This is a genomic window from Herbaspirillum seropedicae (assembly GCF_001040945.1).
Lineage (GTDB): Bacteria > Pseudomonadota > Gammaproteobacteria > Burkholderiales > Burkholderiaceae_D > Herbaspirillum > Herbaspirillum seropedicae.
In genome coordinates, this window is record NZ_CP011930.1 from 1 (window position 1) to 16,130 (window position 16,130).

The window sequence follows — 16,130 nt, forward strand, 5'->3', positions numbered from 1 at the left end:
ATGGAAAACTTTTGGCAGGCCTGCTCTCAAAAACTTGAGCAGGAGCTGACACCCCAGCAATACAGCGCCTGGATCAAGCCCCTGGTGCCGCTCGACTACGAAGACGGGCTGCTGCGCGTGGCCGCGCCCAATCGGTTCAAGCTGGACTGGGTCAAGACCCAGTTCGCCAACCGCATCACCGCGCTGGCCTGCGAGTACTGGGACGCGCCCACCGAGGTGCAATTCGTGCTCGACCCGCGTGGCAACCAGGGCCGTCGTCCGGCGGCGGCCGCCGCGGCCGGCAATGGCGCCAGCGGTCTGGGTTTGCCCAATCACGAGCAATTGCACCTGGACCCCGAACCGGCCCAGCCGGTGCGCGCGGTCGCGCCGCGCCAGGAGCAGTCGCGTATCAACCCGGTGTTGACCTTCGACAATCTGGTGACGGGTAAGGCCAACCAGCTTGCCCGCGCAGCCGCCACCCAGGTGGCCAACAACCCCGGCACGTCCTACAACCCGCTGTTCCTGTACGGCGGCGTCGGCCTGGGTAAGACCCACATCATCCACGCCATCGGCAACCAGGTGCTTGTGGATAACCCGGGCGCGAAAATCCGCTACATCCACGCCGAGCAATACGTGCGCGACGTCGTCACGGCCTACCAGCGCAAGGGTTTTGACGACTTCAAGCGTTATTACCACTCGCTGGACCTGCTGCTGATCGACGATATCCAGTTCTTCGGCGGCAAGAGCCGTACCCAGGAAGAGTTCTTCTACGCCTTCGAAGCCCTGATCGCGGCCAAGAAGCAGATCATCATCACCAGTGATACCTATCCCAAGGAAATCAGCGGCATGGATGACCGCCTGATCTCCCGCTTCGACTCGGGCCTGACGGTGGCCATCGAGCCGCCGGAGCTGGAAATGCGGGTAGCGATCCTGATGAAGAAGGCTTCCGCCGAAGACGTGGTGCTGTCCGATGACGTCGCCTTCTTCGTGGCCAAGCACCTGCGCTCCAACGTGCGTGAGCTGGAAGGCGCGCTGCGCAAGATCCTGGCCTACTCGCGCTTCCACGGTAAGGACATCACCATCGACGTGGTCAAGGAAGCCCTGAAAGACCTGTTGTCGGTGCAGAACCGCCAGATCTCGGTGGAAAACATCCAGAAGACGGTGGCCGACTTCTTCAACATCAAGGTCGCCGACATGTATTCCAAGAAGCGCCCGGCCAACATCGCCCGCCCGCGCCAGATCGCCATGTACCTGGCCAAGGAACTGACCCAGAAGAGCCTGCCGGAAATCGGCGACCTCTTTGGTGGGCGCGACCACACCACGGTGCTGCACGCGGTGCGCAAGATCGCCGCCGACCGCGCCAAGAGCCCGGAATGCAACCACGAGCTGCACGTGCTGGAGCAGACCCTGAAGGGCTGACCGGCCTTTCCCTGGCCTGTGGATAAGATGACAATGCCGCCGATACCCCCGTATCGGCGGCATTTTTCTTGCGCCGCGGGCCAGCCTGTGGACAACTTGAAAACACCCGCCCCGCCGCGTCGCCGCAGGATCCGGATGTCCCCGAAAATCATCGCTTTTTCTCCCCAACAAGACCCTCGCCACCCCTCACGGACTACTCTGAAGGGGTGATGATTGGTACAATGGACGGCGTTATTTCGCAGGCGGACGCAAGGGCCGGCCACGGAGCAGGAAATCCGCGAAGTATCAAGGAAACATCGAACATCTACCCCGTAAATGTCGGTATTTGTATTCAAATGTTCCAAACGTGTAGCCAAGTGGTTCCGGCTGCCGGCATTGTCAGCCTGGGCTGGTCGATGCCCGCATGCTCTATCACCAGCTTATTCGGGAACGGGTCCCGGAACGGGGCTCACCATCCAGGCAGATGCAGTAGTGCAGCGTAGTCAGGCAGGTTGCAGGGCGGTAGCAAGGCGACAACCGTTTTTCATCCGAGGAGGAACACGCGCAACATGGGCATGATGGCGAGCCGTCCGACGGCATCCTTTAAACCATTATTAGCAAGGACAAATTGACTATGCAATTGGTGAAGACCCAAAGAGACACGCTCCTGCGTCCTCTGCAGATCGTGAGTGGTATTGTCGAGCGTCGGCACACATTGCCGATTCTGGCCAATATCCTCATCCGCAAGGACGGCGAGAAAGTGTCTTTCCTGTCCACCGACATCGAAGTGCAGATCACCACGCACGCCGACGTCGGCTCCGGCAGCGAGGCGACCGCCACCACCGTGGCCGCGCGCAAGCTGCTCGATATCCTGCGCGCCCTGCCCGATTCCGGCGAAGTGTCGATCTCGCTGTCCAACAAGCGCCTGACGGTGCAATCGGGCAAGTCCCGCTTCGCCCTGCAGACGCTGGCCGCCGAGGAATTCCCGACCGTGGCCCAGGCCGAGCACTACAACGCCCAGGTCAACCTGCCGCAGAAGACCTTGAAGCACCTCTTCAACATGGTCCACTTCGCCATGGCCCAGCAGGATATCCGTTACTACCTGAACGGCCTGCTGCTGGTGGTGGAAGGCAAGAACGTCATTGCAGTGGCCACCGACGGCCACCGCCTGGCCTTCTGCCAGGTCGAGACCGAAGAGGACTTCCCGCGCCAGGAAGTCATCATCCCGCGCAAGACCATCATCGAGCTGCAACGCCTGCTCGACGACAGCGACGAAGAAGTCCAACTGCAGATCGCCAACAACCAGGTCAAGCTGACCTTCGCCGATATCGAACTGATCTCCAAGCTGGTCGAAGGCAAGTTCCCAGACTACACCCGCGTGGTGCCCAAGGGCTACAAGAACAGCTTCACCATCAGCCGCGACCAGCTGCTGCGTTCGCTGCAACGCGCCGCCATCATGACCAGCGACAAGTTCAAGGGCGTGCGCTGGGTGATCGCTCCCGGCAGCCTGAAGATCAGCTCCACCAACGCCGACCAGGAAGAAGCGGTCGAAGAGCTGGAAATCGACTACGGCGGCGACACCGTCGACATCGGTTTCAACGTCAGCTACCTGCTCGACGTGCTCAACAACCTGAAGAACGACTACGTCAACATCGCCCTGGGCGATGCCAACTCGTCGGCCCTGATCACCATCCCTGACAACGCCGACTTCAAGTACGTCGTCATGCCGATGCGGATCTGAGCAGCACCGCTCCACGCGCACGAGGGGCCGTCCGAGACGGCCCCTCGGTTGCTTTTAAGAATTCCAAAGATTCGTTCCGCGAATTCCGTTTTGTGCAGTTCCCTAGTCCACAGGCTAGCAATTTCAGAAGGTAACCATGTCCACCAGCCCCGCAGACAACACCAATTCCGCGCAACAAAGTTACGGCGCCTCCTCCATCCAGATCCTGGAAGGCCTGGAAGCGGTGCGCAAGCGTCCCGGCATGTACATTGGCGACACCTCTGACGGCACCGGCCTGCACCACCTCGTCTTCGAAGTGCTGGACAACTCCATCGACGAAGCCCTGGCCGGCTATTGCAGCGAGATCCACGTCACCATCCACGCCGACAATTCCATCTCCATCACCGACAACGGCCGCGGCATCCCCACGGGCCTGAAGATGGACGACAAGCACGAACCCAAGCGTTCGGCCGCCGAAATCGTCATGACCGAACTGCACGCCGGCGGCAAGTTCGACCAGAACTCCTACAAGGTCTCCGGCGGCCTGCACGGCGTGGGCGTGTCCTGCGTGAACGCACTGTCGAAGAAACTGAAGCTCACCATCCGCCGCGACGGCAAGGTGCACGCCATGGAATTTGCCAAGGGCATCGTGCAGAACCGCGAACTGGAGATGGTCGACGGCGTGCAGGTCTCGCCCATCAAGGTCATCGGCGAATCCGACAAGCGCGGCACCGAAGTGCACTTCTGGGCCGACGAAGAGATCTTCACCCACGTCGAATTCCACTACGAGATCCTGGCCAAGCGCATCCGCGAACTGTCCTTCCTCAACAACGGCGTGCACATCAAGCTGACCGACCAGCGCACCGGCAAGGAAGAAGACTTCGCCTTCGAAGGCGGCACCCGCGGCTTCGTCGAATACATCAACAAGAACAAGAGCATCCTCAACCCGACCATCTTCCAGGCCACCGGCGAGAAGCAATCCGACCAAGGCACGATGATCACCGTGGACGTTTCCATGCAATGGAACGACGCCTTCAACGAGCAGGTGCTCTGCTTCACCAACAACATCCCGCAGCGTGACGGCGGCACCCACCTGACCGGCCTGCGCGCCGCGATGACCCGCGTCATCAACAAGTACATCGAAGAGAACGACCTGGCCAAGAAGGCCAAGGTCGAGATCTCCGGCGACGACATGCGCGAAGGCCTGACCTGCGTGCTGTCGGTGAAGGTGCCCGAACCCAAGTTCAGCTCGCAGACCAAGGACAAGCTGGTCTCCAGCGAAGTGCGCGGCCCCGTCGAAGAAATCGTCGCCAAGACCCTGACCGACTTCCTGGCCGAGAAGCCCAACGACGCCAAGATCATCTGCGGCAAGATCGTCGAAGCCGCCCGCGCCCGCGAAGCCGCCCGCAAGGCCCGCGAACTGACGCGCCGCAAGGGCGTCATGGACGGCCTGGGCCTGTCGTCCAAGCTGGCCGATTGCCAGGAACGCGACCCGGCCCTGTGCGAGCTCTACATCGTCGAGGGTGACTCCGCAGGCGGCTCCGCCAAGCAAGGCCGCGACCGCAAGTTCCAGGCCATCCTGCCCCTGCGCGGCAAAGTGTTGAACGTGGAAAAGGCGCGCTTCGAGAAGATGCTGTCCTCCGAACAGATCACCACCCTCATCGCCACCCTGGGCACCAGCATCGGCGCGGACGAATTCAATCCGGACAAGCTGCGCTACCACCGCATCATCATCATGACCGACGCGGACGTTGACGGCGCCCACATCCGCACCCTGCTGCTGACGCTGTTCTACCGTCAGATGCCGGCGCTGGTTGAACGCGGCCACATCTACATCGCCCAGCCGCCGCTGTACAAGGTCAAGGCCGGCAAGGACGAGCGTTACCTCAAGGACGACTTCGAGGAAGCGCAATACATGATGCAGATCGCCCTGAACGACGCCGAGATCAAGCCCGCCGAAGACGCGCCCGCCATCACCGGCGAAGCACTGGTCGAACTGGCCCGCCAGTACAACACCGCCAACGCCATCATCATGCGCCTGACCCGCGCCATCGATGAATCCGCACTGGACGCCATCATGACCGGCGGCGTGGTCCTGAAAATGGACAACCTCGAGCAGGCCACCGCCACCGCCGAGGAACTGAAGAAGGCCATCAACGACATCAACATCGACGTGCAGGCCCGCATGGACGAGCACAGCGAAAAGGTCGCCCTGCACATCCACCGTCGCCAGCACGGCAACATCAAGGCGACCGTGATCGACGCCGACTTCGTCAGCGGGCCGGATTACCAGGTGCTGTCGACGGCGGCCGAGACTTTCAAGGGCTTGATCCGCAAGGGCGCCACCGTTGCCCGTGGCCAGGGTGAGAAGCGCAAGGAATCGGTCATCACCGACTTCCGTCAGGCCATGGCCTGGCTGCGTGATGAGGCCGAGCGTGGCGTCAACAAGCAGCGCTATAAAGGTCTGGGTGAGATGAATCCTGAGCAGCTGTGGGAAACCACCATGGATCCGACGGTGCGTCGTTTGTTGAAGGTGCAGATCGAGGATGCGATTGCTGCGGATCAGATCTTCATGACGCTGATGGGGGATGATGTGGAGCCGCGTCGGGCGTTTATTGAGTCTAATGCTTTGCAGGCGGGGAATATTGACGTGTAACCTTGTCTGTAGATAGCCGCATAAACTGAGAAAAAATGGGCCCATATGTGATAAACATATGGGCCTTTTGCTGCGCGTACTGGTTCTAACGTGAGCGTGCTAGCCCAAGAGAGGCGCTAACGACTTGATAACCTTCGCTAATTGATTTGCTTTTCTTTTATCGCCGCTCAAGACAGTGCGAAGGGTATCTAGCAGCTCGGGGAAATTCTCTAGATCCGTATTGGCTTCAACGGTTTCAATATTTGCATAGTTGCATAACTTCAGCAAATTTCCATCAGCCCTTCTACAGACACCAGATAAAATCCGCGAAATTTGCGATTGATGGACGCCCGTCCGTACAGATAGCTCAACCTGGCTGAGTCCAGTCGCGACCATATATGCGCGTAAGTCGGAAACAAGTTCTGATGTGATGCGTTTTTTCATACCGGGATTATGCAATAAATTATGCATATCTGCATATGTCCGCATATAATTACTGCTGCATTCACATACCGTAGCCTTGCTGCCATGGAGAATTTTGATAAAAACGGGCGTTATCTCACTAAGTTATTTACGGCCACCACTTTGAGGTCGTTGGCGACCCAACCTTCGAATCAGATTGTTGCTGATGCATTGCGCTGTTCGAACGAGCTTGGATCCAAACTTAATGGAACTCTTGGCGACATCTTTAACGGTGTTTTCGATCACATGTGCCGATCTTATCGATCGGAGTACATCTATAAGAATGCTATTGCCACGAAGATTCTCGAAGGAAAGCACTCTTTAAGAGCGGCTACATTTTTGAGTGAATTTCGTGTTAACCAATCAAAAGCTGACACGGTCATTTTGAACGGGACGTCGTCCGTATACGAGATCAAAACAGAGTTAGATGATTTGGCTCGACTACCGGCCCAGCTTGATGATTATGCAAAAGTTTTCGATCAGATTTCCGTAGTTACCCACGAGGGTGGCATTGATCTATTGAGGAAAGTGCTTCCGGATCATGTAGGTATCATTTCTTTGACCCCTCGATATACTTTGCGGACTCACCGCCGGCCAATATCAAATAAGGCAAATACCCTCCCCGAATTTATATTCTCATCATTGCGTCAAAAAGAGTATTTAGCGATCTTGTACGAGTTGTGTGGGTTCGTGCCAAATGTGCCCGATGCTCTGCTCTATGAGTGCTGCCTAGAGCGATTTCGTAGCCTTCGTCCCGAGGAGGCTCACGATGCGATGGTTCGTGTCTTGAGGATGCGCTCAGCTGAAAGCGACTATGCAGACTTTATTTCGCGTTTGCCACGGTCATTAAAATCGGTTGGTCTTGGCGCTAGGCTGACAAAAAAAGAGAGGTTTGCGTTGTTAGCTAGACTTAACTCAAGTTACGTGATTTAGCTGATCAGTAATTCAAGCTACAATGGCCCCAATAACAATTTTCTCAGGGGGCTAGAATGTATGTTCCATATCTATATGGGCAGAAGTTTGAATTGCAGGCGCTTCGCGAATTAGTTACCAAGTTAGCCACCAAGAGGCGTGTTAATCCGTTAATTGACCCGGTAACTAGCAAAAACAAGGATCTTGTCCGCACGCTTTCTCTACTGGAAGAGCAGCATCTTCGATACTTCTTGATCATCAATCCTGATCGGGGAGATTTTGAAGATAAACCGGAGGGGAACGACTCTGTAAAAAATTGGTTTACCGAGCTGCATAGCGATATTCTTCCGCATGCCGCCCAGCTGATCCCAACATTCAAAATCACTGCGGCTAATGATCCCAGTGAGCTCAAACAGTTTCTTGCAATTTACAAAGAACGAACCGTCGCTTTAGTTCATAAAGCGGAATTGGCAAAGATACCGAAGTTCTCGGGCCGTACCATTCACATCTTCTCGGCAGAGCACACATCATCTCCATATCAAGACCTCTTTGTAGAGGACCGTATTCTTATCCGAGACGGGTTCAATCGCCAGGCTAAGAACGCACTGTACCCGGAGATTGAGCATTACGACGACCTGAATGTCACATATGCGGATAAGAAATTTCAAGGTTTCGGAGACTACACAATAACCGGCGATTATTTTTCATCGGGTGGCGGCGAAGCTTATGCCGTAGCCATTCATATGACAAGAGTGCACCCGGATCACGGGACACTGCAGATGCTGCATTTTGTCTCGGATACGATTACCGTCCCTCCCCGCGACAATTCGATGAAATACGGGCAGGCAGTTCGAAAGCTTGCTGAATACGTTAATAAACGTAAAAGTGATTTCAAGTATTCATCTTCTCTCCAGCTTTTTGTCCATGATGCAAAGACACTTGCCTACCATGGATTGGGGGAAATAAAAGGTCGTTCAATCCGGCATCATATTGAAACGATCGAACATCTCTACTAGCAGTCGCTAAGCGAAAGTTCCAGGAAAGAATAGCCAAAAAAGGACTTAGTAGGTATGTACAAAGTAACGCTAGCAGATCTGTATGTCGCGTACAGAAAAGCGAAGGCGGAGGCGTTTTATGAGAATACGCACTTCCATGCCCTGGCTTTTACGGAGTATGAGCAAAAACTGGATGAGAATTTAAGAGGCTTGCTTACCATTCTCTTAGATGATGCCTCGCCATGGTCAAGGTTAGATATCCAGGGGGATTATGCATACTTACCGAAGTCTGTTGACTGTGAGCCTTGGGAAAATGGGCATGAAGGACACTTCCGTGCTTTAAATCCACTACTGGACTGGCAGCAGCGGTTCCAGGAAAAGCGAATTCCTGCGATCGCTAAGCTCCGCCTCGTGATTAGGCCAACCGTAAACTTCCAAATAATTTCAGCACTATGGATTATTAAGGTCGGGCATAAATTCGACGCCGTAATTAATACGGAGGTTTCACACGGTAACCGCCTGCGTCGACGATCACGGAAGATAGACGAAAAATGGAGCGCGCGTGGCCCCCTAAATATGACTGCCGCGGGTCTCTTCGCTCCCTATTTTTCTGCTTATCGAAAATGGAGAGAGACCGGCCTCAATAGAATGGAAGAGTCTTTAAAGCAAGGCAAAGATATTCTAGCCATCACCATGGATCTAGAGCAGTTCTACCATCGTGTCGCTCCAACATTCTTACTGCGTAAGTCATTTTTACAGTCCATCCGGCTCAAGCTCACTACATTCGAGCGGCAATTCACAACAGACCTGTTAGATGCGATAGCGCTGTGGTACGAACAGACACCAGACTTCAAAGTTCGACCTCAAGGTGCTCTGCCCGTTGGATTATCCGCATCGAAGATAATCTCAAACGTACTTCTAGCGAACTTCGACAATGCAATCTTGCAGAAGATTAAGCCGATCTACTATGGTCGCTATGTAGATGACATATTCTTAGTGTTCGAAAACACAAAATTGGCCGTCAACGCAAAAGAAGTAACTCAGCGTATTGCAAAGGCAATGCATCCAATGTTGACCATTCCTGAGAATCAGGAAGGATCGCCCTCGATCAGGTTGAAAATCCCATACGCGATGGATTCAGAACTGATTTTCGCTGGGACAAAACAAAAAATATTCTCGCTTTCCTCTCCTCACGGGTTGGATCTAATTCAGCATATTCGTGAACAGATCCGGATTCAATCTAGCGAGTATCGCCTTCTACCCGTAGTGCCAAATACCGCAGTGGAAATGGCTTCTAGAGCACTTCTTGCGACACCTGACGCATCTTTGCAGGTGGACGCCCTTCGAAAAGCTGACGTAGTTTCTGTTCGTCGCCTAGGGCTTTCGTTACTTCTAAGAGATATCGAAGCATATTCTGCCGATCTTCGACCCGACTCATGGCATTCAATTCGAGCAGAGTTCTATGGCCTGGTAAAACGTCACGTGATAACGCCTGCTGGATTCTTTGAATTCATCAGCTATGTTCCTCGAGTATTTGGGTTGATGCTGAGCTGCGGGGACACAGTAGAGGCGGAACAACTTATCTTCGAACTTAACGATGTGGTGAATATACTGAGAAAAACCACCACTGCGGGGTCCGAAGAGCAAGCTAAGAATTTTGATCTGGCAGTCTATCAGTATGCTCTAGCACTTCAGCAAGCAGGGTATCAGGCCGCTACTGAGCGTAGCGTAGAACTTGATATTACTTATCTACGCGTCCTGAAGAAGCTCTCCTCTCTTTATCCCTCGATTGAGATTCCTAGAACAACCCAAGCATTTAAGAAGGTGGTGCACGAAATTTTGCTTTCGGATTGGGGACGGCGTCCATACAAAGATTATTGGTATCAAACACAGGAAGACGATGAAATCGGGCCTCCTGTCCCAGATGATGTGGAAATCAGGCGTAACCTTAGATTAGGTGGCATTCGACGATTCCGCAAAGGGTTTACTGACCTTAAAACTCCACACTGGCCAGCATTAGCGTTTCCAACTAGGCCACTACGTATCGACGAGATTGCTCTGGTTGCCCCGAAGGTATTTGAAAGTAGCTATCTATTTAAGCTGGCGGTGATGTCACTGCGTGGGGCCAAAGTGATATCTAAGGAGGAGCTAGGAATACCGCCACCTTCACCAATTGATATTGAAGAAAAATTGGTCCGGTTTTCGGTACCAGCACCAGCAAAGGACATGATCAGGGTAGCTGTGACCAGCTTTGAAACCTCGCACGAGCAATGGGAAGCGGCGGCCAAAGGCAAGCAAGACCGCTCCGTAGCTAGATATCGAAATTTGAATGAACTCATTAATAGAATCCTCAAGGAGGGGAAGCGCCCGCATTACATAATTCTGCCAGAGTTAAGCATCCCGCTTCGCTGGGCGCTTCGTGTAGCAAGAAAGCTTGCGATGAATGATGTGTCGATCCTAGCAGGCGTCGAATACAACAAAGATCGCAACACCGGTCGCCTACGAAATGACTGCCTTGTCTCACTAGTGACCAACTGGCCGGGATATCGTGGGAACATTGCGAGACTACAGCCTAAATTTATTCCTGCGCATGGGGAGCGGGATGCGTTAAAAAAAATAAGAATGAACAGGAAAAAGTTGCAGCTTTTTGAACCAAAAGGGATGTTGGCAAAGCCGACAGTCTATTCACATGGTGGCTTCTTTTTCTCCATATTGATCTGTAGCGACCTGACTAATATCGAGCATCGACATCAATTGCGAGGGGAGATCGATACACTATTTGCCTTGGAATGGAATTCCGACTTAAAAACCTTTTCTCCTTTGGTGGAAGCGACGGCAAATGATTTGCATGCATATGTTGTACAAATCAATAACCGTTCATACGGTGACAGCCGCATACGCTCACCCTCGCGAATAGACCATGCAAGAGATGTCGTTCAAGTAAAAGGCGGAGCAAGCGACTACTATGTGATCGGAGAGATTGACTACCACGCACTGCGGTTAGAGCAGTCTTCTACAAAAGAGAAAGCTCGATTTAAGCCAATTCCGATCGGATTTAAGATGTCTGCGCCACGTATCAAAGACCTAAAGCAAAAAGTCGCATCTTCGAAAAATGAGCACAAAAAAATCTTCAAAAAGATGTAAAAATAATCACCCGATCAGTTCAGTACCGGAGTTTTTAGACTTTTGCTTTAGGGAGCAGCAGCAGCTACCTGGGAAAAATATCGATCAGCTGGTCAAGACAATGGCTCACAATACGCTGGTCCCTTCTCGACCGCTCCAAGTCTACGAGATGGCGAGCGCCGATAGACTGGCAACCATGATGATGGATGCTGACTATCGCCATATTTGTGTCGCCGGCGGGATATTTCACTTTCAAGCGTGCTACCGCCATAGCGAAAAATATCCCGCTACGCGTGTCTACCAAATTAAACGGGAGCTTCTTGACGATGTCGCTCACTTGGGGATCTATCTAGAAAAGAAAGATATAAAATTGTCCCCGCTTAAAGTGGAGGACCTCCTAGTTTTGGCGGACGAGAAGGGCTATCCAGCTCGTTACGAAAAATTCAAAGAGGAGTGGCAGCGCAAGCTATCTGCGTTTAAAGGTCTCGCAGAGGGACGACAAGAGAATACGAAGATAAGCCAAAGCATATGGCTCGAAAGTCCCGGATGTATCGTGTGTGGGAGTGTCACAGATGAAATGGTCACCTCAACATTTGCATCTGATCAAGGGCTTCTTATTGGGATGAGATTTTGTGAACCCCATATGAAAGAGGCTTTCGCCTCAAAGAAAACTGCCCTAGCGTATGTGGCGGAGCATTGGGGTATGGCTGAAAGCTTCCTTTCCAAATTTAATTGGAAGTTCCACGAGCATAACGAACTAACACTTCAACTAAGTGCGGAAGCAGTAGCAAAGGAGCTGGACTGCAAAATATTGGGCATAAAGGGTGGAGTTATTACAGCTGAAAGATCTAGTGGTTTTATATTAAAACTTCGACTTGGCTCTTTGAGCGACTATGGCTACAACATTCTTTCTCCGTCGGAAGTTCCTTTGGCACGAATTGACTCAGCGAACCACCATGATGTCCCGTATGGACCGGATCATAAGCATCGGTCGCTCAAGAAAAAGAAAAAGAAGGTAGTCGAATCAAGTTTCACAACGGGTTTCCCTGTGGCCGATATTCCTGCGATTCGTAAAATGGTGGAAGACGCAGAGGCTGAATACGGACGAGAAAAGGCGAAATAAACAGCAACAAGCGGCAGCCGGGCTAGACAAGCCCGGCTTAAAAAAACATACGGCCACTTCCTAGAAGTGGCCGTATGTTTTTGGTTCAGCGCATATGAAGTACGTCGTCGATCGCGGTGACAAGCAGGTCGCAGTGCTGCCTGGAGAATTGGAGCGGCGGTCGGATTTTAAGTATATTGCCCGCAGGCCCGCAGGTGCTTATCAGGATGCGCTTTTGCCTCAGCGTGTTGACCACATGTAGCGCCATGTCCGTATCGGCCGTCTTGGTGTCCGGCAGCACAAACTCAACGGCGGCGTAGAGGCCGATTGCACGAACGTCGCCGATGCACTGATGCTGCCCTTTCAGTTGCTCCAGTCCCAGTTTCAGAGACGCTCCAGTTTCCTTGGCGTTGTTAATCAGGCCTTCCGATTCAATGACATCGAGGACAGCGGATGCAGCCGCGCAGCAAACCGTGTTCCCTCCGAAGGTGTTGAAGTAGCCAGAGCGCTCGGTAAAGGCTTGCATGATGTCCGCGCGCGTGACGGTCGCGGCGATAGGCATGCCATTGCCCATGGGCTTTCCCATCACCACGATATCCGGGACAATCCGGTGTCGTTCAAATCCCCACATTCCCTCACCAGTTCTTCCGAATCCTGGCTGCACCTCATCGGCGATGAATACCCCGCCGGCCTTCTTGACGGTTGCAATGGCATCCTTGAGGAAGCCGGGCGGATCAACAAAGAGGCCATCGCTCGAACATACGGTATCGAGGATGAGGCCGGCAAATCGGATGCCGTGGCGTTCCATGTCAGCAATGGCTGCTGCCACGTCCTGCGCGAATTTGATGCCAACAGGCGCATCTTGCCGATATCCATCCGGAGCATCGACCAGACGCACGTTGATGCCAATGGGGACACCCGGGCCGAATGCCGGTGTGATCTCGGCCACGGCGGTCGAGTGGCCGTGATAGGCGAAGCGCGTCACGATGAAGCCGCTCCCGCCCGTATAGAGGCGCGCCAGGCGCATGGCGAGGTCGACGCTTTCCGTACCGCTGCTCGTGAAGAGGACTTTGGAAAGTTCGCGCGGCAACGTGCCGAGCAGTCGTTCCGCATAGGACGTCACTACATCGGAGAGATATCGCGTGTGCGTATTGAGGGTGGCCGCCTGCTTGGACACTGCCTCGACCACACGGGGATGGCAGTGGCCCACCGATGGGACGTTATTGTAGGCGTCGAGGTATTCGAGGCCATCCTGGTCACGCAACCAGACGCCGGACGCGCTGACGAAATGTACAGGATCCCGATAGAACAATGGAACGCCATCGCCGAAGGTGTTGCGCCTGCGCTCGATCAGGGCGCGGGTCGCGGGGGCGGTGGTGCTGCCTGATTGCGGGTTGAAAGCGTTCAAGGCAAGCATGCCATCGGCGTGGGTCATGGTCTCTCCAGTACAAGATGATTCGGCACGGGAATGGTGCTCGCGAAGATACCAGTCTGTCTTGACCACCGACGACATTTCCTTGATCGCAGAAGACGCTCTGCCGGGAGCTGTAAAGCTTGCGTGCCGCTTGATATCCACGGTCAACGATTTGTGTTGCGATGTCAAACGAACTCTTAGCTGATGGCGTGAAGATGTAGGCAACGCTACTCGGAGCCTCTTTCATGACCCTCGCAACAACTGAATCCCATCTTTCCTACATCGCGGCTCTTCAAGAAATGGCTCGCTCTGCGCTTCCGAGATATGGATTCCCATCCAATGTGCAGGTCGCACTGCTGAGCCATTCGGAGAATACGGTGTTCCGGCTCGACAATCCAAACACCGGTTGGCGCGCGGTGATGCGGGTGCATCGCGCCAACTATCAGACGCCTAACGCGATCCAGTCCGAGCTGGACTGGATGACGGCATTGAACGACGCCGGCATTGCTACGCCGCAGCCGCTACGCACGCTGGACGGTGAATCGCTGATCCAGGTGGAAACAGCCGCTGCCGGTAAAAGGATGATCGCCACATTCGCATGGGTGGAAGGCGACTTTCCCGATGAGGGGAACCTGCCCCCTTCACTGCAGAAATTGGGCGAATTGAGCGCGAGAATGCATCGGCAGTCACGCCAGTGGCAACGCCCTAGCTATTTCGAACGCCATACCTGGAGTCTCGACGACACCGTGGGCGAGAATGGCCGCTGGGGCCGTTGGCGAGATGCTCCCTGGCTCGACAGAGAACAGGTGAACGTGCTCGAGCGAGCGCGAGATTTGATGAGCTTGCGCCTGGCGTCGTTCGGGATGTCGCCGGACAAATACGGGCTGATCCACGCTGACCTGCGTATCGCAAACCTCCTGGTCAAGGGGCCCCGCACCACCATCATTGACTTTGATGACTGCGGCATCGGCTGGTTTTTGCATGATATGGCGACGGCGCTGAGCTTCATCGAACATCGGCCGGACCGCCGCGAGTTGATGCTGCGCTGGGCTGAGGGATATTCGCGCTATGGCGCGCTGACGCAAGCCGACATTGAAGAGTTTCCCACCTTCTTGATGCAGCGCCGCCTGCAACTGCTGGCCTGGATGGCGTCGCACAGCGAAACCGAACTGGCACAAAGCCTTGGTGAGAGCTGGGTGGCAGGGACAGCCGAGTTGGCAACAGACTATCTGCATCAGATGGGCTAATGGTCTGAAAATTGCTAGGATGGTCGGGAAATTATTTACCATGAAAATGGAGTCCGACCATGCCCAGTGCACCGCGCGTACCTCCTGCTTCTGACCGCCAGTCGTGTATTCTTTCTGCGGCAGCAACGGGTCTGCTTGAATTCATCCAGAGCGAAGGCGGCGACCCTGAGCGCATCCTCGGGGCTGCTGGCGCCGACTGCAACGCGATCGAGCAGCCTACCGCGCGGTTGAGCCTCGACATCTATTGCAACGCGATGGAGCAAGCCGCACGCCAGACCCAAAATGAGCACTTCGGCTTGCGCTTTGGCCAACAATTCATGCCTGCGGGGCTCGGCATGCTGGGCTATCTCGGGTTGACCTCACCTACGGTAGGCGAGGCCCTGCGCAACATGGGCGCCATGTTCCACCATCATCAGCAGCGTTCTCATCTGGGCCTTACCCAGGCTGACGGCCTTGCGTACGTTGAATACCGCATCACCGATCCCCTCATCACACAACGCCGCCAGGATGCCGAGTTGTCCATTGGGATGTTCTTCAATGTTCTACGGCAGGCCTTGGGCCAGCAATGGAGTCCGCTGGAGATTCGTTTCGAACATGGTGCGCTGCACGGCAAGGAGGAACACGAGCACATTTTTGGTGCTCCCATCCAGTTCTCCCAGGGGACTAATGCCATCGTACTTCGGGGAAGCGACCTGAATGCTCCGATGCCTGGTGCAGACGCTCATCTGCATAGCCTGATGCGCAACAACCTTCGCCAGTTGGGGCTGATAGCAGCAACAGAGGAGACCCTGGTAGACAAAGTCCGTGCGGTAATCCGCCTGCGACTTGATGACAGCGAGCCGACTCTGGACGAAATTGCCAGTGCACTAGGGATGGCGAACTGGACGCTGCAACGTAGATTGCGTACGGCCGGGCTCACGTATCAGGAGCTTCTTCTGGAGGTCCGCAAGGACATGGCGCTCGAGTATCTGAAAGACCCTGATCTACAGATTTCCGAACTAGCTTTCCTACTAGGTTATTCGGAAATCAGTGCGTTTTCTCGTGCCTTTCAGCGTTGGCACGGAATGTCCCCAACCGAATGGCGGCGTCAGCATCTTGTGGGACGCCCACGAGTTCAGTGAAATGGCCATCCGGTAGCGGTCT

At 54.3% G+C, this 16,130-nt stretch carries 11 protein-coding genes; 9 read left to right on the forward strand and 2 right to left on the reverse strand.

What is annotated here, in order from left to right:
• From dnaA to gyrB, 3 genes are all read left to right on the forward strand, one after another.
• On the forward strand, positions 1 to 1,398 hold the full coding sequence (gene dnaA, locus ACP92_RS00005) for a chromosomal replication initiator protein DnaA (protein ID WP_013232086.1): 1,398 nt from the start codon (positions 1 to 3) through the stop codon (positions 1,396 to 1,398).
• 613 nt (positions 1,399 to 2,011) lie between these two features.
• Positions 2,012 to 3,118 carry a DNA polymerase III subunit beta gene (dnaN, locus tag ACP92_RS00010; RefSeq protein ID WP_013232087.1) on the forward strand — a complete coding sequence of 369 codons (1,107 nt, stop codon included), beginning with the start codon at positions 2,012 to 2,014 and terminating at the stop codon, positions 3,116 to 3,118.
• Between the two features lie 136 nt (positions 3,119 to 3,254).
• Positions 3,255 to 5,753 (forward strand): DNA topoisomerase (ATP-hydrolyzing) subunit B, encoded by a 2,499-nt coding sequence (gyrB, locus tag ACP92_RS00015; protein ID WP_013232088.1) that lies wholly within the window; start codon positions 3,255 to 3,257, stop codon positions 5,751 to 5,753.
• A 99-nt stretch (positions 5,754 to 5,852) separates the two neighbouring features.
• On the opposite strand, the gene ACP92_RS24100 is transcribed toward gyrB, so the two are convergent.
• Entirely contained in the window at positions 5,853 to 6,176 is a 324-nt protein-coding gene (locus tag ACP92_RS24100) for a helix-turn-helix domain-containing protein (RefSeq protein WP_167578372.1), read from the reverse strand.
• A gap of 84 nt (positions 6,177 to 6,260) precedes the next feature.
• Between ACP92_RS24100 and ACP92_RS24460 the strand changes: the two genes are divergently transcribed.
• From ACP92_RS24460 to ACP92_RS00030, 4 genes are read left to right on the forward strand one after another with little or no spacing between them, the layout of a single operon-like run.
• Positions 6,261 to 7,127: a sce7726 family protein gene (locus ACP92_RS24460; RefSeq protein WP_167578373.1), complete on the forward strand. Its 867-nt coding sequence runs from the start codon at positions 6,261 to 6,263 to the stop codon at positions 7,125 to 7,127.
• Positions 7,128 to 7,183: 56 nt separating this feature from the next.
• Positions 7,184 to 8,122, forward strand: a complete 939-nt coding sequence (locus tag ACP92_RS24000; RefSeq protein WP_013232090.1) for a sce7725 family protein — start codon at positions 7,184 to 7,186, stop codon at positions 8,120 to 8,122.
• A 54-nt stretch (positions 8,123 to 8,176) separates the two neighbouring features.
• Positions 8,177 to 11,245, forward strand: coding sequence for an RNA-directed DNA polymerase (locus ACP92_RS00025; RefSeq protein WP_013232091.1), 3,069 nt, complete (start codon positions 8,177 to 8,179; stop codon positions 11,243 to 11,245).
• The gene (locus tag ACP92_RS00030) at positions 11,214 to 12,347 is read left to right on the forward strand and encodes a DUF6516 family protein (RefSeq protein WP_156181666.1); all 1,134 of its coding nucleotides are present in this window, start codon (positions 11,214 to 11,216) and stop codon (positions 12,345 to 12,347) included. The genes ACP92_RS00025 and ACP92_RS00030 overlap by 32 nt, the downstream gene beginning before the upstream one ends.
• Positions 12,348 to 12,432: 85 nt before the next feature.
• Here ACP92_RS00030 and ACP92_RS00035 read toward each other — a convergent pair whose 3' ends face one another.
• Entirely contained in the window at positions 12,433 to 13,761 is a 1,329-nt protein-coding gene (locus ACP92_RS00035; RefSeq protein ID WP_013232093.1) for an aspartate aminotransferase family protein, read from the reverse strand.
• Positions 13,762 to 13,985: 224 nt separating this feature from the next.
• Here ACP92_RS00035 and ACP92_RS00040 point away from each other — a divergent pair, with 224 nt between their 5' ends.
• Both ACP92_RS00040 and qhpR read left to right on the forward strand, forming a co-directional pair.
• Positions 13,986 to 14,987, forward strand: coding sequence for a phosphotransferase enzyme family protein (locus tag ACP92_RS00040; protein ID WP_013232094.1), 1,002 nt, complete (start codon positions 13,986 to 13,988; stop codon positions 14,985 to 14,987).
• 59 nt (positions 14,988 to 15,046) lie between these two features.
• On the forward strand, positions 15,047 to 16,108 hold the full coding sequence (gene qhpR, locus ACP92_RS00045) for an AraC-like transcriptional regulator QhpR (protein WP_013232095.1): 1,062 nt from the start codon (positions 15,047 to 15,049) through the stop codon (positions 16,106 to 16,108).
• The last annotated feature ends 22 nt before the right edge of the window (positions 16,109 to 16,130 follow it).